The organism is Micromonospora sp. WMMD736 (assembly GCF_049179015.1).
GTDB lineage: Bacteria > Actinomycetota > Actinomycetes > Mycobacteriales > Micromonosporaceae > Micromonospora.
This window is the reverse complement of record NZ_JBMHMI010000001.1, coordinates 2,335,863-2,355,481: the sequence shown is the minus strand read 5'-3', so window position 1 is coordinate 2,355,481 and position 19,619 is coordinate 2,335,863. Positions and strand designations below refer to the sequence as shown.

At 73.1% G+C, this 19,619-nt stretch carries 21 protein-coding genes; 13 read left to right on the top strand and 8 right to left on the bottom strand.

Annotated elements, in window-relative coordinates:
• Positions 1–213: 213 nt before the first annotated feature.
• From mug to ACN269_RS09855, 6 genes are all read right to left on the bottom strand, one after another.
• Positions 214–795: a G/U mismatch-specific DNA glycosylase gene (gene mug / locus ACN269_RS09880; RefSeq protein ID WP_421472166.1), complete on the bottom strand. Its 582-nt coding sequence runs from the start codon at positions 793–795 to the stop codon at positions 214–216.
• 176 nt (positions 796–971) lie between these two features.
• Positions 972–1,733, bottom strand: coding sequence for an SDR family oxidoreductase (locus tag ACN269_RS09875; protein ID WP_421472165.1), 762 nt, complete (start codon positions 1,731–1,733; stop codon positions 972–974).
• A complete protein-coding gene (locus ACN269_RS09870) occupies positions 1,718–2,266 on the bottom strand; it encodes a hypothetical protein (RefSeq protein WP_421472164.1) in 549 nt (182 codons plus the stop codon). The genes ACN269_RS09875 and ACN269_RS09870 overlap by 16 nt, the downstream gene beginning before the upstream one ends.
• Positions 2,263–3,081, bottom strand: a complete 819-nt coding sequence (locus ACN269_RS09865; RefSeq protein ID WP_421472163.1) for a DUF692 domain-containing protein — start codon at positions 3,079–3,081, stop codon at positions 2,263–2,265. Before ACN269_RS09865 ends, ACN269_RS09870 begins: the two co-directional genes overlap by 4 nt.
• Positions 3,078–3,998 carry a TIGR04222 domain-containing membrane protein gene (locus tag ACN269_RS09860; protein WP_421472162.1) on the bottom strand — a complete coding sequence of 307 codons (921 nt, stop codon included), beginning with the start codon at positions 3,996–3,998 and terminating at the stop codon, positions 3,078–3,080. Before ACN269_RS09860 ends, ACN269_RS09865 begins: the two co-directional genes overlap by 4 nt.
• Positions 3,999–4,102: 104 nt before the next feature.
• Positions 4,103–4,675: a TetR/AcrR family transcriptional regulator gene (locus tag ACN269_RS09855; protein WP_234591495.1), complete on the bottom strand. Its 573-nt coding sequence runs from the start codon at positions 4,673–4,675 to the stop codon at positions 4,103–4,105.
• 77 nt (positions 4,676–4,752) lie between these two features.
• Here ACN269_RS09855 and ACN269_RS09850 point away from each other — a divergent pair, with 77 nt between their 5' ends.
• From ACN269_RS09850 to ACN269_RS09840, 3 genes are all read left to right on the top strand, one after another.
• Positions 4,753–5,613, top strand: a complete 861-nt coding sequence (locus ACN269_RS09850; protein ID WP_421472161.1) for a carbon-nitrogen hydrolase family protein — start codon at positions 4,753–4,755, stop codon at positions 5,611–5,613.
• A gap of 64 nt (positions 5,614–5,677) precedes the next feature.
• Complete coding sequence (locus ACN269_RS09845; RefSeq protein WP_421472160.1) at positions 5,678–6,322, top strand: HAD family hydrolase; 645 nt, start codon at positions 5,678–5,680, stop codon at positions 6,320–6,322.
• 199 nt (positions 6,323–6,521) lie between these two features.
• Entirely contained in the window at positions 6,522–7,454 is a 933-nt protein-coding gene (locus tag ACN269_RS09840) for an RIO1 family regulatory kinase/ATPase (RefSeq protein WP_421472159.1), read from the top strand.
• A 49-nt stretch (positions 7,455–7,503) separates the two neighbouring features.
• Here the strand turns inward: ACN269_RS09840 and ACN269_RS09835 are convergent, their stop codons facing one another.
• Positions 7,504–7,752 carry a DUF2630 family protein gene (locus tag ACN269_RS09835; RefSeq protein ID WP_421472157.1) on the bottom strand — a complete coding sequence of 83 codons (249 nt, stop codon included), beginning with the start codon at positions 7,750–7,752 and terminating at the stop codon, positions 7,504–7,506.
• A gap of 465 nt (positions 7,753–8,217) precedes the next feature.
• Between ACN269_RS09835 and ACN269_RS09830 the strand changes: the two genes are divergently transcribed.
• The 9 genes from ACN269_RS09830 (at position 8,218) to ACN269_RS09790 (ending at position 17,921) form a co-directional block, all read left to right on the top strand.
• Entirely contained in the window at positions 8,218–9,555 is a 1,338-nt protein-coding gene (locus ACN269_RS09830) for a cytochrome P450 (RefSeq protein ID WP_421476251.1), read from the top strand.
• Entirely contained in the window at positions 9,552–10,469 is a 918-nt protein-coding gene (locus ACN269_RS09825) for a terpene synthase family protein (RefSeq protein ID WP_421472156.1), read from the top strand. Before ACN269_RS09830 ends, ACN269_RS09825 begins: the two co-directional genes overlap by 4 nt.
• Positions 10,462–12,075, top strand: a complete 1,614-nt coding sequence (locus tag ACN269_RS09820) for a prenyltransferase (RefSeq protein ID WP_421472155.1) — start codon at positions 10,462–10,464, stop codon at positions 12,073–12,075. The genes ACN269_RS09825 and ACN269_RS09820 overlap by 8 nt, the downstream gene beginning before the upstream one ends.
• 124 nt (positions 12,076–12,199) lie before the next feature.
• Positions 12,200–14,752 (top strand): nitrate- and nitrite sensing domain-containing protein, encoded by a 2,553-nt coding sequence (locus tag ACN269_RS09815; protein WP_421472154.1) that lies wholly within the window; start codon positions 12,200–12,202, stop codon positions 14,750–14,752.
• A gap of 91 nt (positions 14,753–14,843) precedes the next feature.
• Positions 14,844–15,266, top strand: a complete 423-nt coding sequence (locus ACN269_RS09810) for a roadblock/LC7 domain-containing protein (RefSeq protein ID WP_421472153.1) — start codon at positions 14,844–14,846, stop codon at positions 15,264–15,266.
• A gap of 5 nt (positions 15,267–15,271) precedes the next feature.
• Positions 15,272–15,658, top strand: a complete 387-nt coding sequence (locus tag ACN269_RS09805; protein ID WP_421472152.1) for a DUF742 domain-containing protein — start codon at positions 15,272–15,274, stop codon at positions 15,656–15,658.
• Positions 15,639–16,250, top strand: coding sequence for a GTP-binding protein (locus ACN269_RS09800; RefSeq protein WP_355053540.1), 612 nt, complete (start codon positions 15,639–15,641; stop codon positions 16,248–16,250). Before ACN269_RS09805 ends, ACN269_RS09800 begins: the two co-directional genes overlap by 20 nt.
• 83 nt (positions 16,251–16,333) lie before the next feature.
• The gene (locus tag ACN269_RS09795) at positions 16,334–16,669 is read left to right on the top strand and encodes a YciI family protein (RefSeq protein ID WP_421472151.1); all 336 of its coding nucleotides are present in this window, start codon (positions 16,334–16,336) and stop codon (positions 16,667–16,669) included.
• A gap of 4 nt (positions 16,670–16,673) precedes the next feature.
• Positions 16,674–17,921: an RNA polymerase sigma factor gene (locus tag ACN269_RS09790; protein WP_421472150.1), complete on the top strand. Its 1,248-nt coding sequence runs from the start codon at positions 16,674–16,676 to the stop codon at positions 17,919–17,921.
• A gap of 303 nt (positions 17,922–18,224) precedes the next feature.
• On the opposite strand, the gene ACN269_RS09785 is transcribed toward ACN269_RS09790, so the two are convergent.
• Positions 18,225–18,449, bottom strand: a complete 225-nt coding sequence (locus ACN269_RS09785) for a winged helix-turn-helix domain-containing protein (RefSeq protein ID WP_421472149.1) — start codon at positions 18,447–18,449, stop codon at positions 18,225–18,227.
• Positions 18,450–19,280: 831 nt separating this feature from the next.
• Here ACN269_RS09785 and ACN269_RS09780 point away from each other — a divergent pair.
• Positions 19,281–19,526: a hypothetical protein gene (locus tag ACN269_RS09780; RefSeq protein WP_421472148.1), complete on the top strand. Its 246-nt coding sequence runs from the start codon at positions 19,281–19,283 to the stop codon at positions 19,524–19,526.
• Positions 19,527–19,619 lie beyond the last annotated feature (93 nt).

Genomic DNA, 19,619 nt, shown 5'->3' with positions numbered 1-19,619 from the left:
ACGTCGAGTCGATCAATCGGACTACGGAGCGCCGCCGGAATCGCTCGTCACGCCCACGTCGATGGCCAGGTTGTCGTCACCGCCGCCCTTACCGCGAAGACTGCAGGGTATCGGCACCAGGCAATACAGCCCCGGTGCCCGCCGGGCCCCCACCCTAATTGACCATGGAGTTGTTGCCACTCACATCGGCGTGTCGCGGCAACAACTTCATGATCAACTGGATGCGGCGCGCCGGTCGGGCAGGGCCGTCGCCGCGCGGAGTTCGGCGAACGCGGCACCGAGTGTCACCGGCGTGAAGTGGGCGTTCAGGCCGCTCGGGTTGGGCAGCACCCAGAGCCGGGAGCCGGCCAGCGACTCGGGCTGCGGCCCGAACGTGGCCTTGGGCCGTTGGAAACCGATCCGGTACGCGGTCACCCCCACCACGGCCACCCACTGTGGCCGGTACCGGGCCACCTTGTCGGTCAGGATCGCCGCGCCGTCGAGGAGTTCCCCGGCGGTCAGCTCATCGGCGCGGGCGCTGGCCCGGGCGGCCATGTTGGTGATGCCGAGCCCGAGGGCCGGCAGCTCGTCCTGCTCGCTCGGGTGCAGCAGGCGGGGAGTGAACCCGCCCAGATGCAGCGCGGGCCAGAACCGGTTACCGGGCCGGGCGAAGTGCCAGCCGGTTGCCGCCGACCAGAGGCCGGGGTTGATGCCGACGAAGAGCACCGCCAGCCCCGGTGCGAGGACGTCGGGGATGGTCCGGTCCGCAGCCGCGGCCAGCTCCGCCTTGGTGGGACGGGACGTTCCGGGCAGCACCGCTCGACGACAATCCGCTGGCCGCGTGGTGATCGACTCAGGTTCTTGCAAGTCGGGCTGTCCTGGTCGCGTCGACGGCCCGACTTCCTGCAAGCCGGGTCGATCAATGGCCGGGTGACCGGGTTGGGTCTGCTCGTGCGGCGTCACCGCACGGGCAGCTCGCGGTCGGTCAGATGTCACAGGCCCCGCAGCGCGCCGCCGTCGACCGGCACGGTGAGACCGGTCAGGTAGCTCGCCGCGGGGGAGAGCACGAAGGCGGCTACCCGGCCGAACTCGGCCGGATCGCCGAGGCGTCGCAACGGAATGCTCGCCTCCGCCTCGGCGCGGGCGCGCTCCGGGTCGCCGGTCGCGGCGAACAGCTCCCGGTTGCGGTCCGTCATGATCCGGCCTGGCAGCAGGCCGACGACGCGTACGCCGCGCGGGCCGTAGTCGTCGGCGATGTCCTTGGCGACACCGACGAGGCCGGGTCGCAGGCCGTTGGAGATGCCGAGGCCGGGCACCGGGCCACGGGCCGAGGTGGACAGCACCAGCCCGATCGCGCCCCCGTCGGGCAGCGCCGCGGCGACGGTGCGCGCCGTGCGGACGGTGCCCAGGAAGACGGTCTCGAAGGAGTTCCGCCACTGCTCGTCGGTGATCGAGGCGGCGTTGCCGGCGGGCGGGCCGCCGACCGAGATCAGCGCGCCGTCGAGCCGGCCGAAGTGGGTGCGGGCCGCCGCGACGAGCCGCTCCGGGGTCTGCGGGTCGGTCAGGTCCGCCGTGACCCCGACCGCGCTGCCCGGACCGCCGAGCTGCTCGGCGGCGGCGGCCACCGCGTCCGCGTCCCGCGCCGAGAGCACCACCCGGGCGCCGTCGGCGACCAGGCACTGCGCCGTCGCGTATCCCAGGCCGCGGGAGGCGCCGGTCAGCACGTACACGCGGTCGGTCAGTCCGAGATCCATGACGCCGATCTTGCCCCATCCGGTGCGTCCCCGCCAACGTTCGCGGCGGGACGCAGCAGCCGTACCCGACCGGCGACCTGCACCGCGACGGCGCCGCCGGCGCGGCTCACGGCGGGCAGTCGGCGCGGACGTGGCGCGCTGCGCCCGTCGTAGCGCAGCGTCGCCTCCCGGACCGCCAGCTCCTGGGCGCCGGCCGGCGGCAGCGTCGCCCGCCCGCGCAGGGTCCGGGCCAGATCCCAGCCGTCGCGCAGCGAGCCCGCTGTGGGGCGGCCGGCGGCCCAGTCGGCGAAGGTCGCGGTCCATGCGGCACCGAGGCCGGCGGCGAGTCCCGGCCAGTGCCGGGCTACCTCGCCGGCACGCTTGTTCAGCAGCGCCGCCCGGGCGGCGGCCAACGGCCCCAGCGCGAAACCGGCCGGCGACGGACCTCCGGCGACCAGTGCCGCGACCAGCTCCGCCTGCCGCGCGGCCAGGCCGGGGTGGGGTCGGGCCGGCTCGTGCACGCCCTCCCGGTCGCCCGGGGCGGCGCCGGTCATGTCACGGCCGGGAAGCCGGACGCCGCGGCCAGGGCGTCCAGCTCGGCGCGCAGCTCGGCGGCCGGCGGGTACCCACCGTCGCGTTCCAACAGCAGCGCCGGCGGCCGTCGCCGGGCACAGAGCGCGCCGACCAGCTCCAGCACCTCCGGCGGCACCGGATGGGTGTGCGTGTCGTGGTAGAAGCCGCCGCGCTCGGCACCGCCGGCCACGTGCACGTAGCCGACCCGGTCCAGCGGCAGCCGGTCGAGCAGCGCGAGCGGGTCGGTGCCCCGGTTACGGGCGTTGGCGTGCACGTTGGCGACGTCCAGCAGCAGCAGCGCGCCGGTCCGGTCCACGATCTCGGTGAGGAAGTCCGCCTCGTCCAGTTCGTCGTCGGGCCAGTCGAAGAGGGCGGCGATCGGCTCCAGCGCGATCGGCACCGGCAGCTCGGCCTGCGCGCGGGCCACGTTCGCGCAGACCGCGTCGACCGCCTCCCGGCTGCGGGGCAGCGGCAGCAGGTGCCCGGCCTCCAGCCCACCGGCCCGCACGAACGCGATGTGCTCGCTGACCAGCGGGGCATCCACCCGCTGCGCGACGGCGGCCAGGTGGGCGACGCGGGCCGGGTCGACCGGCTCGGCGCCGCCGAGGGAGAGCCGCACCCCATGGGGTACGACTGTCACACCGCGCTCCCGCAGTCGGGTCAGCCCGACCGGAAGTGGCCCGGTCGACGCCACCGACTCGGCCACCACCTCCACGAAGCGCAGCCCGGGCAGCTCGGCCACGAAACCGGCGATCTCGGGCCGCCAGCCGATGCCGACGCCGTACGGGCCGGTCATCCGCCGCACCCACCGCCGCCGCACCCGCCGCCGCCACCGCAGGAGCTGCCACCGCCGCAGGAGCTGCCGGTCGTACCGGACGATCCGCTGCCGGCTCCCGACCAGCCGCTGCTGCTGGCGATCGCCTGGCGTTGGATCTCGGCCTGCTCGGCGAAGCCCGGGTCGATGGCCCACAGCGACGCCGTGCCGTACAGCGCCACACCCATCGCCGCGCCGGCCGCGCCGTAGGTGGCGTACGCGGGGGACGAGTCGGGGGCGAGGTGGTGGTGTCGGTTCCGCAGGTCGCGCAGCGCGTGGCGACCGGCCCGGGTGGTCTGCGGCACCCGCCAGAGCAGCAGTACCGCCACCGCCACGCCGATCAGGGTGAGCAGCAGGAAGCCCACCGGCCGCCCGTTGGCCAGGCCGGCGAAGAGCCGTACGACGCCGAACACCAGCAGGGCGGCGAGGAGGATCCGCCACTGTCGTGCGGTGGTCTGCTGCGCCTGGCTCACCCGCAGTCCCCGCCCTTCGAGGCTCGTGCCGAGCTGGTCGAGCGCGGCGGCCACCCGCTCGTCCTGGGCCAGGTCCCGGGCTCGGGCACCCTGGTGGGCGGCCCAGTGGATCGCCTGCTCCAGCGGGGTGAGCCCGGTCGGGGTCGGGCCGGTGGTGCGCAGCCGGCGATCCGGACCGACGTCGATCGCGCCGCCGCCCCGCAGGCCGCCCAGCGCCGCGTGCACCGCGAGGGCCGGCCCACCGTTGAGGTAGGCGACCTCCTGGGGGCCGAGTGGCTCGGCGACCAGGGGTTCCGCGCCGGTGACGAGACGCACCCGGTGCAGGATCGCGACGGTGACCAGCACGACGGCCGCCACCAGGTAGAGCCGCAGGAAGGTCGGGCCGGGGATACCCCAGGTGTCACCCGAGGAGGCGTAATCGATCATCGGCTGCTCCTGTCGCCGGAGGGGTCGGCGGCCCCATTGTGGAGCACCGTCGCCATCCGATCCGGCCGGGGCACCCGCGCCGTCGGCGGTGGCGGAAACACCGCTCAGCGGCGGCGGACCGCCTCCTCGACAAGGTCGAGCACCGGGCCCAGGTCGCCGGCCGGTCGGCCCATGGCCAGGTGCAGCACCAGGCCGTCGTAGGCCAGCTCCAGGAACTGGGCCAGCACGTCGATCGGTACGTCCTCGCGCAGCACCCCGGCGTCGCGTTGGCGGGCCAGCCGGTCCCGGGTCGCCTCGGCGATCGCCGCCGAGCGTTCCGCCCAGCGCTTGGCGAACGCCGGATCGGTGCGCAGCCGGCGGGAGACCTCCAGTTGACTGCCCAGCCAGCCGGTGGTGTCCGGCGAGACGGCGCGGGCCAGCAGGTCGCGCATCACCTGCACCAGACCGTTGCGGGCGACCGTCTCGACCATGGCGGCGGCGTCGTCCTCCGCGACCGCGAGGAACAGCGAGTCCTTGTCGCGGAAGTGGTGGAAGATGGCGCCCCGGGACAACCCGGTGGCCTCCTCGAGGCGGCGGACGGTGGCCCCCTCGTAGCCGAGTCGGGCGAAACACGCCCGGGCCGCGGCAAGGATCTCCTGCCGGCGCGCGTCGAGCTGGTCCTGACTTACTCTGGGCACACCTCGATCGTCGCAGGTCACCTCGGGCGGTGCAAACCGTACGTACGGCTTGGTAACGTGCCGTTTACGATCCACCGGTGACCCGCCCGTACCCTGCGCCGTCCGGCCCGCTGACCATCGCCACCGTCCAGGCCACCCCGACGCCCGGTGACGTCGCCGGCAACGCGGCGGCCGCCGCCGAGCTGGTCCGGCGTGCCGCCGGGCAGGGCGCCCGGGTGGTCGTCCTCCCCGAGCTGTACCTGTGCGCGTACCACCCGCCGACCCTCGCCGCCGACCCGGTCGGCACCCACGTGACGGCCGACCCGGCCGGGGTGGTCGCCGACGGCCGGCTCGACCCGCTGCGCGCCGCGGCACGGACCGGCGGGATCACCGTGGTGGTCGGCGCGGCGGTCCGGCATTCGGACGACCGGCGGACCATCGCCGCCCTCGTGGTCGACCGCGCCGGCACCGTCCGGGTCGGATACGACAAGCAGCAGCTCTGGGGCGACGAACGCGACCTGTTCCACCCCGGCGGGCGGGGCGCCACGCTGCTCGTCGACGACTGGCGGCTCGGACTGGGCATCTGCTACGACGGCTGCTTCCCGGAGCACGGCCGGGCCGCCGCGCTCGACGGCGCGCACGCCTACCTGTGTCCCAGCGGCTACCTGGCCGGTTCCGAGCACCGCCGGGACCTGTACTACGCGGCGCGGGCACTGGACAACACGATGTTCGTGGTCTTCGCCAACGCCGTCGGCGGCAGCGACCCCTGGCGGTTCAACGGCGGCGCGGCGATCTACGACCCGCAGGGACGTACGCTCGCCCGGGGCGCCGACGAGGGCACCGAGACGCTCGTGGCGACCCTCGATCCGGCCGTGCTCACGGCCACCCGCGCAGCCCATTCGATGCTCGCCGATCTGCTGCCGGGCCAGGGCGGCGCGCGGGTGTCGCTGACCGGTTAAGCCCATCGTCAACTCGAAACACGCGGGTCTGTTGGCGGACACGTCGGTCCCGTAGGGTGCCCGAGTGCCACTGCTCCTGCTGGACCTGGACAACACCCTGCTGGACCGGGCCGGGCCGTTCCGCCGCTGGGGTGAGCGCTTCCTGGACGGCATCGGCGCGCCCCCCACCGACATCGACTGGCTGGTCTCGCTCGACGCGGACGGGTTGACCGACCGCTGGGACCTGGCCGACGCGATCCGGGACCGCTACGAGCTGCGTATCCCCTCGATCGACCTGGTGGAGGAGCTGCACGACGGGGTGGTGGCGCAGACCCGGCTCGATCCGCTGACGGCCTGCGCGCTGCGCATCGCCGACGACGCGGGGTGGGTGCCCGTGGTGGTGTGCAACGGCACGGTACGCCTGGAGGACGCCAAGATCCGTCGTACCGGCCTGGACCGCTACGTCGCCGACTGGGTGATCTCCGAGGAGGCGGGGGTCAGCAAGCCCAACCCGCGGATCTTCGCGCTCGCCGCGCAGCGGGTCCGGATGCCGCTGCGCGGGGCGTGGGTGGTCGGCGACAGCCCGGAGGCGGACATCGGTGGCGCCGCCGCCGTGGGGCTGCCCAGCGTCTGGCTGCATCGGGGCCGGACCTGGTCGGACGTCCGGTTCGCGCCGAGCCGCACGGTGGACGGGCTGATCGCGGCGGTCGCGACGGTGCTCGCGAGCTGAGCTGGGCCGCGCTGATTCGGTCCGATGCGCGCGTCCCCGCCGTAATTCGGTTGACCCGCCGTTTCGGCTGCCCTGAGGATGGGCGGCGCAACGTGCACCGGGCGAGCAGCCCGATCGAGGAGAGGAGGCCGGTCATGACCGTCTTCACCTGTCGCTTTTCGCCGCCTACCTCCGCCTCGATCAAGGGAACCTCACCACAGTGCGCGATCATGACCTTCCGGCGCTGGAGCGCCGGACCCGCGGCAAGCGCCGCTTCGACGACGACGAACCGCAGTTCCTGAAGCGGGCCCGGCCCACCGAGTCGCCCGCGGATCCCGACACCGAGCCCGATCCCGACACCGGCGAGCGCTGGTCGTCCTGGGACGACGCGGTGCACGGGCCCCAGCCGTACCCGGGCTGGCTGGTCACCGAGTTGGCCGCCAAGGACACCGAGCTGGGTGTGCTGAAGACCGGCAAGGAGGCGGACGTCCACCTGGTCCGCCGGGCGGTGCCGGACACGGACCGATCCTGCCTGCTGGCGGTGAAGCGGTACCGGGACGCCGACCATCGGCTGTTCCACCGCGACGCCGGTTATCTGGAGGGCCGCCGCGTGCGGCGTTCCCGGGAGATGCGGGCGATGGTCGGCCGCACGGCCTTCGGTCGTCAGATGATCGCCGGGCAGTGGGCGGCGGCCGAGTTCGCCGCGCTGGCACGGCTCTGGGAGATCGGCTCCGGAAACGACCGGATCGCCGTGCCCTACCCCGTGCAGTTGCGGGGCACCGAGCTGATGTTGGAGTTCGTCGGCGACGCCGAGTCGGGGCAGGCCGCGCCCCGGCTGGCCCAGCTGCGGCCCGGTCCGGCCGAGCTGCGCGACCTGTGGGGCCAGCTGGTCGAGGCGCTGCGCGTGCTGGCCCGGGCGGGTTATGCGCACGGCGACCTGTCGCCGTACAACCTGCTCGTGCACTCCGGGCGGCTGGTCGTGATCGACCTGCCGCAGGTCGTCGACGTGGTGGCGAACCCGCAGGGGCCCGAGTTCCTGGCCCGCGACGTGCGGGTGGTCGGCGCCTGGTTCGTGGCCCGGGGGCTGAGCGCCGAACAGGTCGATCCCGGCGCGCTGACCGGGGAGTTGCTGCGCGAGGCGGGTATCCGCTGACCGGAGCGGGTCGGGTGGCCGAGGTGGCCGCCCGACCCGCCCGGGCCGATCACTGCAGGTAGCGCTCCACCTCGGGCTTGGGGCGTTCGCCCTGCGAGTCGGGGTCGCCGTGGGTGGCTCGGGCGGCCCGGCGGCGGCGCAGCAGGTCCCAGCACTGGTCGAGGGATTCCTCCAGGGCGCGCAGCCGCTCGCTGGTCTCGCCCTCGGTGCCGGACTCGTGGGCCTGTGCCTCCGCGCGCAGCCGGTGCTCCTCGTCGACCAGCTCGGAGATCCGGTTCAGGATGGTCTTGTCGTCCATGCCACCGAGCCTGGCACAGGCTGCCCGCCATCGCCCGGATTCGGGGGTACCGGTGCGTCCTTGCTCACTGCGCTGCCCGCCCTCTGGGATCGCCCGGGTGCGACCCGTCCCGGCGGGTCCGGTGGCCAACCGGCCCGCAGGCCGTCGTCCACCGGAGCCGTCCGGCAGCGTCGACGGATCGGTGGATGGGCGCGACCTGCGCCGGGGCCGACAGCTGACAATCCACTCAGGACTCCGGACCGCCTTGGACATCGATGCCCGTCTAGGAAATCGGTGAAATCTCACCGGTCGAAGATCTAGAGGTGTCCTGGAATTGGTGAGATGCTTCCGACGCCCAGAAGGTGAAAAATCCACAGTCCCAACCGGCCGAAGTGGACCGACCAGGCCGCCGGGGCGACGAGGAGACAGCACATGTCCCAGGTTTCCGATGCCGGCCCCGCCCCCGTCAGCACCGAACCCCGGATGATTCCACTCGGTCGCGCCCTGCCCGCGCTGGTCCGCGATCCGCTCGGTGCGCTCGTCGGCTTCGCGGACGCCGCCGCCGGCGAGGTGGTCCGGCTGAACCTCGGCTCGTTCCGCCCGTACCTCGTCAGCCATCCCGAGCACCTGCAACGAGTGCTGAGGGACAACGTTGCCAACTACACCCGCGACGGTGAGGGCCTGTTGTGGCGGCCGGTCCGCCGGATCGTCGGCGACGCCATCCTGGTCGCCGAGGGTGAGATCTGGGAGTCCAGCCGCGGCGCGCTGCAACCCCTGTTCACCGCGAAGCGGGCCGAGACACTCGTGGACCGGATGGCCGAGGCGATCAACGAGGCCGTCGACGAGTGGCTGGAACCGGCCCGCGACGGCCGACCCATCGACGGCGGCGCGGAACTGACCCGGATCGTGTTGCGGACCACCATGCGGGTGCTCTTCGCCGACCGCATCTCGGTGCCGGACGCGCTGCGGATCAGCGCCGCGCTGGATACCGTCACCACCGCGATGCTCCCGCGCCTGCTGGTGCCGTTCGTGCCGTACGCCGTGCCGATGCCCGGCGACCGGCGCTTCCGCGAGGCGGTGCGGACCATCGACGAGGTCGTGCTGCCGATCATCCGGGAGGCCCGGGCCCGGCCCACCGACGGCGACGACATCATCTCCACCCTCTGCCGGCCCCGCGCCGACGGCAGCGAGCCCGACGAGTACGCGATCCGCGGCGACGTGGTCGCGATGTTCTCCACCGCCACCGAGACCACGATCGCGCTGCTCTCCTGGCTGTGGCCGGTGCTGGCGTCCCGGCCCGACGTGGCCGAGCGGATGACCGACGAGATCGAGCAGGTGGTCGGCTCCGAACGGGTCGGCCGTGAGCACCTGCCGCAGCTGCGCTACGGCCGCATGGTGCTCGACGAGATGCTGCGGCTCTACCCGGCCGGCTGGATGATCCCCCGTACCGCCGTCGCGGACGACGTGCTGGGCGGTGTGCGGATCAAGGCGGGTGGCACCGTGTTGGTCAGCCCGTACGTCACCCAGCGGATGTCGACCTTCTGGGACGATCCGACCCTGTTCGATCCGGAGCGCTTCGCGCCGGAGAAGCCCCGTCGGCGCTACCGCTACTCGTACTTCCCGTTCGGTGGTGGGCCGCACCAGTGCCTCGGGCAGTACCTCTTCCTGCTGGAGGCGCAGCTCATCGTCAGCACCGTGCTGAGCCGCTACCGGTTCCGGTTGCGCGAGCCCGTCGGCCTGACACCCCGGCTCGGCGCCTCGCTGCAACCCAAGCAGCGGGCCGAGCTGATCGTCACCCCGGTCGAACGTCCGGTCGCCCCGTGACCGGCACGCCGTGGCCGGTGCAGGCCGGGCCCGACGCCGTCGCCGAGCAGGGCCGGGTGTGCGCGCTCGCCGTACGCGGCGTCCGCGACCTCCAGGGCGTCACCGCCGCCCATCCGGAACTCTTCGACGCCGCGCCGTTCGACGCCGCGCTGCTCAGCTCGGTGGCCACCGCGATCGCGTTCACCGCGCCGTGGCACACCGCCGCCGAACTGCGGATCACCACCCGTACCCTGCTCTGGGTCTTCGCCGCCGACTGGCAGGTCGACTACCTCGCCCGGTCGGCCGACGACGTCCGGGCGATCGTGACCGACTGCCTGGCGGTCGCCGACGGCGCCGCGCCCCCGCCCGGCCGGCACCTCGCGCGGCTCCTTGCCGACCTGCGCGACGAGCTGGCCGCCGTGCCGGCGTTCCGCCGGCTGCGCCCGATCTGGCGCGACGAGCTGGCCCGGATGCTCGCCGCCGTGTCGCGGGAGTGGGACTGGAAGAACCTGCCGACCGACCCGACCACCGGGCAGCGCCTGCCGGATCTGGACCGCTACCTGGACAACGCCGACAACCTGGCCTGCTCCTTCGTCAACGTCACCCACTGGATCGCCACCGGCGACGACAGGACCCTCGCGCAGTTGACCGACCTGCTCGACGCCGGCCGTGGCGTGCAGCGGGTGCTGCGGCTGGTCAACGACCTCGCCACGCACGAGCGGGACGCCGAGTGGGGCGACCTGAACGCCCTGCTGCTGGTCGACGACCCGGCGCGGGTGCACGCCCGGCTCGCCGAGCTGACCAGCCGGTCCCGGGGTGACCTGACGGCCCTCGCCGAGCGCTGCCCCCGCCAGGCGGACTACCTGCACCGGCAGATCTCCTTCACGGGTGGCTTCTACCAGCTCTCGGACTTCTGGGGAGCACGCGATGAGTGACGGCCGGGGGCACGTGCTGGTCCAACCCGCCACGGACGCCGCGCGCGAGCTGATCGCCGGCCTGGCGCTGCGACCGTGGGGGCAGGTCGCCCCCTCGGTGTACGAGAGCGCCCGGCTGGTCGCCGACGCGCCCTGGCTGCCCGGTCACGAGAAGCGGATCGGCTTCCTGCTGCGCGAGCAGCGCCCGGACGGGGCCTGGGGCCCGCCCGAGGGGTACGCGCTGGTGCCCACACTCAGCGCCATCGACGCCCTGCTGGCGGCGCTGGCCACCGCCGGATCGGCCGGTGCGCACCTGCTCGCCCCGACGGCGCGCGGGCTGGACGCGCTCACCGGCCGCCTGCTCGCCACGCCCGCGCGGGCACTGCCCGACACCCCGGCGCTGGATCTCATCGTCCCGGCGCTCGTCGAGTCGATCAACGGCCGGCTTTCCCGACTGGCCCGGCTGTCCCGGGCGACCGCCGAGCGGCTGCCGCGCTCCCCGCTGGCGCTGCCCGCCGGGCTCGGCCCCGACCGGCTGCACGCGGTACGCGCCGCGGTCGCCGCCGGGGTGGTGCTGCCCGCGAAGCTGGCCCACTTCTACGAGGTGCTGGGCGCGACACCGGCCGACGCCGGACCGACCCTCACCGCCGTCGGCGCGTCACCTGCCGCGACCGCCGCCTGGCTCAGCGCCGTCGGCCCGGATGCCGGCCCCGCCGCGCACACCTTCCTGCGGACGCTGATCCGTGACGGCGACGGTCCGGTGCCCTGCCCGACCCCGATCACCGTGTTCGAGCGGGCCTGGGTGCTCAGCGGCCTACGCCGCGCCGGTGTCGCGGTCAACCCGCCGGCCAGCCTGCTGCGGACCCTGGCCGCCGCCACCGCTGCCGAGGGCGTCGCCACCGGCGAGGGTCTGCCGACCGACGCCGACACCACCTCGGTCACGTTGGACGCGCTGGCCCGGCTCGGTCACCCCGCCGACCCGGCGGGCCTGTGGGCGTACGAGACGGCGGACGGGTTCTGCACCTGGCCGGGGAGCGAGGACGGCTTCTCGGTCACCACCAACGCGCACGTGCTGGACGCGTTCGGCCAGCACGTGACCGGGCACCCCGGCGCGGACGCGCGGTACCACCGGACGGTCGACCGGCTCAGCGCCGTGTTGCCGGCACACCAGCTCGCCGATGGCCGCTGGCAGGACCGGTGGCACGCCTCGCCGTACTACGCCACGGCCTGCTGCGTGCTGGCCCTGGCGGAGTTCGGCCGCGGCGGCGTGGCGGCCGAGGCGCTCGACCGGGCGGCCCGTTGGGTGCTGGACAGCCAGCGGGCCGACGGATCGTGGGGGCGGTGGGACGGCACGGTCGAGGAGACCGCGTACGCCCTGCAGGTGCTGGTGGCCGTGCCGACCGGAGCGCCCCGGGTCGACGACGCGGTGGCGCGCGGCCATGCCTATCTCCACCGCCGGTCCGACCGGTCGGACCCTCCACTGTGGTACGGCAAGGAGCTGTACTGTCCTACCGCGATCGTTCGCGCGGCTGTCCTGGCTGCCTGTCGACTCGCCTCCGTCCAGCTGGGCGAGGTCGACCGTTCGGTGGTGGATTGTGCTTACCAGGCAACAAAAACAGCGACTTGAGGGGTTGTGTGGACACTGCTAGCGTACGCAGAGCCTCAGCCCCGTACGCCCCGCCGTGGCGGGACGTCGTCCTCCATGATCACCCGTTGATGAGCTGAGTCAACGCCCTGCCTGGGACGGTTCAATGCGTTCTCGCGGTACGAGTATCCGCACCAAGGTCGTCGCCCTGCTGCTCTCCCTGGTCGCGCTCTGGATGTTCGCGGCGTGGGTCACCCTGCGGGACGGCTTCAACCTGCTCGGTGTCCAGCTGCTCAACAGCAAGGTCTACGCGCCCAGCGAACCCCTGTTGCAGGAGCTTCAGCTCGAGCGGCGGCTGACCCAGGCGTACCTGAGCAACCCCGACGCCGCGCAGCGCGCGGCCCTGGAGACCGAGCAGCGCAAGGCCGCCCAGCTGGCGGACGACTTCGCCGACTCGGTCCGCAACTGGCAGGTCGACGTGGCCGGCAGCAAGGCCCTCGACGCCCAACTCGACGCCACGATCGCGCAGATCAACGAGTTGAAGCAGACCCGGGCCGACGTGCTCGGTCGTAAGGTCGACCGGATCTCCGCCGCCGACGCCTACACGGAAGCCATCGAATCGATCTTCCGGATCTACGACGTCACCGGCAGCCTCGACGACAAGGAGATCGCCGCAGACGCGGCCGCCCTGATCCAGCTCAACCGGATGAAGGAGCTGATCTCGCAGGAGGACGCGCTGCTCAGCGGCCTCTTCGGCACCGGTCGGATCAGTGGTCCGGAGTACGCCCGCTACGTCAGCCTGGTCGGCGCCGAGCGGTTCCTCGGCGAGGAGACGCGCGCCCGGCTCGCCGACGCCGATCAGCGCCGCTACCAACAGCTCGTCGAGGGTGAGGCGTTCAGCCGGCTGCGCGCCGTACAGGACAGCATCATCCGGGAGGGCCGGCCGGCGACCCAGTTGCCGATCGGCTCCGAACAGTGGCGTGCCACCGTCGAGCCGGCGCTCGCCGAGGTGAACGACGCCGTCGTCGACGGCGGCGAGGGCATCGTCGGTCGAGCCACCGGCGTGGCCGTGATGGTCGTCGTCCGACTCGTGCTCGCCACCGGCCTGGGTCTGCTCGCCGTCATCGCCTCGGTCGTCGTCTCGATCACCACGGCTCGTACCCTGCTGCGTCAGCTCGACCGCCTGCGGCAGGCCGCCTGGCAGCTCGCCGACGAGCGGTTGCCCCGCGTGGTCGAGCGGCTCGGCCGGGGCGAGGAGGTCGACGTCGCCACCGAAGCGCCGCCGCTGGAGTTCGGCACCGACGAGATCGGCCAGGTCGGCAAGGCGTTCAACGCCGTCCAGGAGACCGCCCTGCGCACCGCCGTCGAGCAGGCCGAGCTGCGCCGCAACGTCCGCGAGGTCTTCCTCAGCCTGGCCCGGCGGACCCAGGCTCTGGTGCACCGTCAGCTCACCCTGCTCGACGCGATGGAGCGGCGGGAACACGACGCGGAGGAGCTGGAGGACCTGTTCCGGGTCGACCACCTGGCCACCCGGATGCGGCGCAACGCGGAGAACCTGATCGTGCTCTCCGGCTCCACCCCGGGCCGGGCCTGGCGGCGCAACGTCCCCATGGTGGACGTCGTGCGCGGCGCGGTGGCCGAGGTGGAGGACTACACCCGGGTCAACGTGCTGCCGCTGGGGGCCGTCTCGCTCGCCGGCCGGGCGGTCGGCGACGTCATCCACCTGCTCGCCGAGCTGATCGAGAACGGCCTGTCGTTCTCGCCACCACACACCACCGTGGAGGTTCGCGGCCAGCTCGTCGCGAACGGCTTCGCCATCGAGATCGAGGACCGTGGCCTCGGCATGAGCGAGGAGGACCTGGCGGCCGCGAACCATCGTATCGTCGACCAGTCCGAGCTGAACCTGGCCAACGCCGCCCGCCTCGGCCTCTACGTGGTGAGCCGGCTGACCGAGCGGCACGGCGTGCGGGTCCGCCTCAAGGAATCGGCGTACGGCGGCACCACCGCCGTCGTCCTCATCCCACAGGAGCTGATCACGGCGAACGGGACCGACCCGGACGGCTCCGGTGCCATTCCGGCCGGTTCGACGGCCATCGCGTTGCCGGCCGGTCCGACCGCCGCCGGCCCCGTCGAGGGCGGTCGTCCCGCCAGCCTCTCGACGGTCGCGGTCGCCACCGTGGCGACGGACACCAGCGCCGCAGGCGCGCCGCAGCCGGTGACCCCGGTCGCCCCGGCGCGGGCCGACAGCAGTACCACCACCGAGCAGACGGACGAGGGCGACAAGGACGTCGTACTCCCCACCCGCCAGCGGACCGCGGCGGCGGACCTGCCCACCCGGGCCCGGCGTGTCCTGGGCCAGCCGGCCCTGGAGGGCCCGACGGTGCCGACCGGCCTGCCCGCCGTGGAGCGGGCCGGGACGGGTGGCAGCGAGCCGAGCGCCGACGGCGGGCCGGTCCCCGCACGGACCGAGACGGACCGCACCGGCTCCGGCCTGCCGGTCCGCGTCCGCCAGGCGAACATCGTGCCCGAGCTGCGCGACGACCCGGCGGTGACCGAGTCCGACGAGGAGGACGTGGTACGGCCACCCGAGCAGGTACGCCGGATGATGAGCTCCTATCAGACCGGCACCCGGCGCGGTCGGACCGACGCGGCGCGACTGCTCGGCGGCGCGTCGGGCACGACACCCGACTCGACCGACGAGGAACCGCAAGCCACCTGACCGAGCACCGGCGCTGCGGGTTCCCACGTGGTGTGACGGTCAAGCCCAAGACGAATACGGCGCAACTGCCGGGCGAGAAGAGGACGACGAAGTGGCCCAGAAGACGGCTTCGAGTGCCGACCTGACGTGGTTGCTGGATGATCTGGTGGGCCGGGTGAAGCAGGCCGAGCATGCGGTCGCGCTCTCCAGCGACGGGTTGTTGATGGCTTCCTCGCAGGGGCTGAGCCGGGACGACGGCGAGCACCTCGCGGCGATGGCGGCCGGCATCCAGAGCCTGGCCCGGGGCGCCGGCAAGCGCTTCGGCGGCGGGCAGGTGCAGCAGACCATCATCGAGATGCAGTCGTCGTTCCTGTTCGTCACGGCCGCCGGCCGCAACGCCTGCCTGGCCGTCCTCGCCACCGAGGACGCCGACGTCGGTCTCATCGCGTACGAGATGGCGATGCTCGTCACCCGCGTCGGCAAGTACGTGGCCTCCCCGTCGCGGGGCACCGAACAGTCGGCTGGCGAGAGGTAACGGCCATGACGGTGCAGGGAGAGTCCGCAGAACATCAGTGGGTGGATGACCATGCGGGCCCGGTGGTGCGCCCGTACGCGGTGACACGCGGGCGCGCCCGCCCGGTCACCGGCACGTTCGACCTGATCTCCCTGGTCACCGCGACCCGCGCCGACGTGACGCCGGAGGTCGGGATCGGTCCTGAGCACCTGGCGATCGTCGGCCTGTGCCAGCGAATACAGTCCGTCGCCGAGATCGCGGCCCACCTCGACCTGCCGGTGGGAACCATCCGGGTGCTCCTCGGCGACCTGGCGGCCCGCAACCTCGTGCAGGTACGCGAGCCGCACACCACGGCCGGCCTTCCCGACAACAGCATCTTCGAGGCGGTAATCAATGGACTACGGGCACTCTGACCGGCCGGCGGGAGCGACGCCACTGCCCACCGCGATCAAGATCCTGGTCGCCGGTGGTTTCGGCGTGGGCAAGACCACCATGGTCGGAGCGGTGAGCGAGACCCGACCGTTGCGCACCGAGGAGGTGCTGACCGAGACCGGCGTCGGCATCGACGACCTGTCCGGGGTGGAGGGCAAGACCACCACCACGGTGGCGATGGACTTCGGCCGGATCACCATCAGCGACGACCTGGTGCTCTACCTGTTCGGCACGCCCGGGCAGGACCGGTTCTGGTTCGTCTGGGACGAACTGGCGTTGGGCGCGATCGGCGCGGTCGTCCTGGCCGACACGCGTCGGCTCGCCGACTGCTTTCCGTCGATCGACTACTTCGAGGGCCGGGGCACCCCGTTCGTGGTGGCGGTCAACTGCTTCGAGGGCGCGCGTCAGTACCGGCTCGACGAGGTGCAGACCGCGCTGAACCTCGACCCGGGTGTACCGGTGCTGCTCTGCGACGCGCGCCAGCGGGAGTCCAGCAAGGAGGTGCTGGTGACCCTCATGGAGCACGCCATGAAGACCCGCGAGGCCCGTCGCCGCGCCGCCAGCGGAGACTGACCCAGGTTTTCTCCGGGACGCTGTCCGGATCGCTCCGGTCCGCTCGTCATGCTGGCGACAACCCGAGCGACAGGGAGCGATCGATGAAGTTCATGATGTTCGTCTGCAGCGACACCGCACCGGACACCGACCCGCCCGAGCTGCCCGACATCCACACGTGGGTGGCCGACAACGACGCCCGTGGCCGCCGCCTGACCGGCAACGTGCTGGCACCGCCCAGCGCGGCCACCACGGTCCGTGTCCGTGCCGGCGAACTGCTGGTCTCCGAGGGACCGTTCGCGGAGACCGCCGAGGTCATCGTGGGCTTCGACCTGCTCGACTGCGCGGATCTGGACGAGGCGATCGAGGTGGCCCGTACCCACCCGATGGCCCGGGAGGGGCGGCTGGAGCTGCGCCCGTTCGGCGCGCTGTCCAGCTGACCGGATGACCCGCACCGACACCACGACCGGTGCGCCGGACAGCGTCGGCTCGGCCGCGGCGGCGCGGGCCGTCGCGGCCGCCGGCGTGGACGCGTACCCCCGGATCGTCGCGACCCTGATCCGACTGACCGGGGACTGGGCGTTGGCCGAGGACTGCGCCCAGGAAGCCCTGGCCGTCGCATTGGAACGCTGGCCCGGCGACGGTGTGCCGACGAACCCGGGCGCCTGGCTCATGACGGTGGCCCGCAACCGGGCGCTCGACGTGCTGCGGCGGGCCACCGTGGAGCGTCGCAAGCGGCACGACCTGGCGCTGCTCGCGCCGACCGACGCGCGGCCCGAGCACGACGTCGAGGACGACCGCTTGAGACTCATCTTCACCTGCTGCCATCCGGCGCTCGCGCTCGACGCCCGGGTGGCGCTGACCCTGCGGACCGTCTGCGGGGTGCCGACCGCCGCCATCGCCCGTCTGCTGCTGGTCAGCGAGTCGACGATGACCCGCCGGCTGACCCGCGCCCGGACCCGCATCGCGCTGGCCGGCATCCCGTACCGGGTGCCGAACGGTCCGGCGCTGGCCGAACGGCTGCCCGGCGTGCTCGCCGTGCTGTACCTGTTGTTCACCCGCGGCTACGTCCCCGACGGCGAACCGGCGTTCGCCGACGAGGCCGTGCGGCTGGCCCGGTTGCTGGACGAATTGATGCCGGAGCAGTCCGAGGTCACCGCGCTGCGGGCGCTGCTGCTGCTCCAGCACTCCCGCCGGGCTGCCCGCCGGGACGCCGCCGGCAACCTGCTCACCCTCGCGCGCCAGGACCGGGCCCGGTGGGACCGCGTCGCCATCGCCGAGGGCCGGGCCGCCCTTGCTCGGGTACGCGACGACGGGCCGTACGCGTGGCAGGCCCGGATCGCCGCCTGCCACGCCGTCGCCGCCTCGGTCGACGACACCGACTGGCCGACGATCGCGCGGGCGTACGACGCTCTGGCCGGCCTCCGGCCCTCACCGGTGATCGCGCTCAATCGCGCGGTCGCGCACGGCTACGCGTACGGGCCGGCCGCCGGGCTGGCCCTGCTCCACGAGGCGCGTGCCGGGGGAGGGCTGTCCGACCACCCGCTCGCCGTGGCGGTGGAGGCCGACCTGCTGGCCCGGCAGGGCGACCGGAGCCGCGCGGTCACGCTGTTCCGGGCGGCGGCGGCAGCGGTGGAGTCGGCCGCCGAGCGCCGCGCCCTGCTCAACCGTGCGAACGAACTGTCTGGCTAACGAACCGCCCGCCCTGCCCCCGCGCCCGCCCAGCCCCGCCGCGCCGATCATGGAGTTGTGGTGGGCAACAAAACCCCCGTGCAACCTCAAACCAGGCACCACAACTCCATGATCGGCGGGCCGGTACCGCCCTTGCTCCGCGATCTTGCACTTTCTGTCCCGGCAAAAGGGGTATCCCACTCATGTGGACAACAGAAACTGCAAGATCGGCGCGATCTTCTCGCTCGGCGTACTCCAGGCTGCCGGGTCGTTGGAATCGCGTACGCCGATGACGCCCGTGAGGTTGTCGGTCACCTCGACGCGCTACTCCGCGACGAAGGTTCCTGAGCCCGGCACGCCGACCACCAGTCCGCGAGACTTGAGCGCGTCCACGGCACGGGCGACCGTCCGCCGGGCTGACCCGTACTCCTGGGCCAGCGCGTCGTACGTGGGTAGGCGTGAGCCCGGTCGGAACTCCCCAGCGGCGATGCGTCGAGTCAGATCGTCCTCGATCTCTCGGGCCGTGTACGGGATGGGCACGGATGTCATCGTCCTTCCTACCCACTCGGACCCTGCTTGCACCTATGGCACTGCTTGCCTTGCTGGCACTACTGGCACTACCTTGGGGAGTGAGGCGTGGCCCCTGGTGGACATCGGGTCGGCACGGGTCGCTGCCGGAGAAAGGGGCGTCCCGCCTCCTGGCTGGAGGCGGGCGGCCCGCCCGTCGTGTGGAGGTGGTGCTGATGCTGTCCGAGGAGAAGCCGATGCAGGTGCCCGTCAACGTCGATGCGTGACGATGGCCGATCCGGACCGAGCGGATCGAGTGTGGAGAGTGCGGCGATGCGCTGCCGGTTGAGCGGTGCACGGCCTTGTCCGAGCTGGCCGAGACCCTCAGCGAGCACCCGTCGCGCTGTCGTGTCTTCCTCTGAGGACGCGACCGGCCGGCTGCCCTGGCCCCGTTCGGCGACAGCCGACCCGACCGGACCACGCCAGCGGTCGTACCGCGCCCCGGATGTCGTACCCGAATCGCGCTGGCGCCCCCGGTGCGGGCCGCCGGCCGCGCACACCGCCGATGGTCCTTCCTGGAAATGCGACTCCTGCGGTCAGGACTGGCCACGCCCGACGCTGCGCGCGACCCCGACGGACGCCGCCCGACGGGCGACCCTGATCCCCGAGTTCTCGCGGATCACCCGCCGGGCCATCCGCGACCTGCGCGGCCGCCCGGGCGGGCCTGACCCGGTCGCCATCGTCCGTCGTTTTCTCTGATTCCTGCCCCTCACCGACGAGGAGGCTCGCGCGGTCGCGCTGCGGCTGCGCTGAGCGTTCACCCCCGTTGCACGACCCAGTCGGACACGAGCCGGCGACCGATATGGTGGCCGCATGACCTTGCCGTTCGATCTTGCTGTGCGCGGCTATGACATGCGTCAGGTCGAGAGTCTCCTCGCGAAGGTGGATGAGGCTCTGGCTACTGACAGCGCTGTCGCGCGGGCTGCGGCGCGGGACGCGCTTCGGGCGGCCGGCCTGCGACGGCGGCTACGTGGCTACGAGGTGCGGCAGGTGGACGCGGCGTTGGACCAACGGCTGGCCGCCCTCGCGCTGCCGGACACCCACGGCGGACCGGCGTGACCAACGGGCATCCCGCCCGTGCTCTGACGGCAAACCTTCCTCGGCCCTGACGGCGAAGGCCGCCCCCGCCGAAGCGGGAGCGGCCTTCGACCA

Coding starts and splice junctions, on each gene's coding strand:
- ACN269_RS09790 (WP_421472150.1), top strand. CDS start 16,674: ATGACCCGCACCGACACCACGACCGGTGCGCCGGACAGCGTCGGCTCG.
- ACN269_RS09800 (WP_355053540.1), top strand. CDS start 15,639: ATGGACTACGGGCACTCTGACCGGCCGGCGGGAGCGACGCCACTGCCC.
- ACN269_RS09865 (WP_421472163.1), bottom strand. CDS start 3,081: ATGACCGGCCCGTACGGCGTCGGCATCGGCTGGCGGCCCGAGATCGCC.
- ACN269_RS09835 (WP_421472157.1), bottom strand. CDS start 7,752: ATGGACGACAAGACCATCCTGAACCGGATCTCCGAGCTGGTCGACGAG.
- ACN269_RS09875 (WP_421472165.1), bottom strand. CDS start 1,733: ATGGATCTCGGACTGACCGACCGCGTGTACGTGCTGACCGGCGCCTCC.
- ACN269_RS09780 (WP_421472148.1), top strand. CDS start 19,281: ATGACCTTGCCGTTCGATCTTGCTGTGCGCGGCTATGACATGCGTCAG.
- ACN269_RS09805 (WP_421472152.1), top strand. CDS start 15,272: ATGACGGTGCAGGGAGAGTCCGCAGAACATCAGTGGGTGGATGACCAT.
- ACN269_RS09860 (WP_421472162.1), bottom strand. CDS start 3,998: ATGATCGATTACGCCTCCTCGGGTGACACCTGGGGTATCCCCGGCCCG.
- ACN269_RS09795 (WP_421472151.1), top strand. CDS start 16,334: ATGAAGTTCATGATGTTCGTCTGCAGCGACACCGCACCGGACACCGAC.
- ACN269_RS09815 (WP_421472154.1), top strand. CDS start 12,200: ATGCGTTCTCGCGGTACGAGTATCCGCACCAAGGTCGTCGCCCTGCTG.
- ACN269_RS09820 (WP_421472155.1), top strand. CDS start 10,462: ATGAGTGACGGCCGGGGGCACGTGCTGGTCCAACCCGCCACGGACGCC.
- ACN269_RS09785 (WP_421472149.1), bottom strand. CDS start 18,449: ATGACATCCGTGCCCATCCCGTACACGGCCCGAGAGATCGAGGACGAT.
- ACN269_RS09870 (WP_421472164.1), bottom strand. CDS start 2,266: ATGACCGGCGCCGCCCCGGGCGACCGGGAGGGCGTGCACGAGCCGGCC.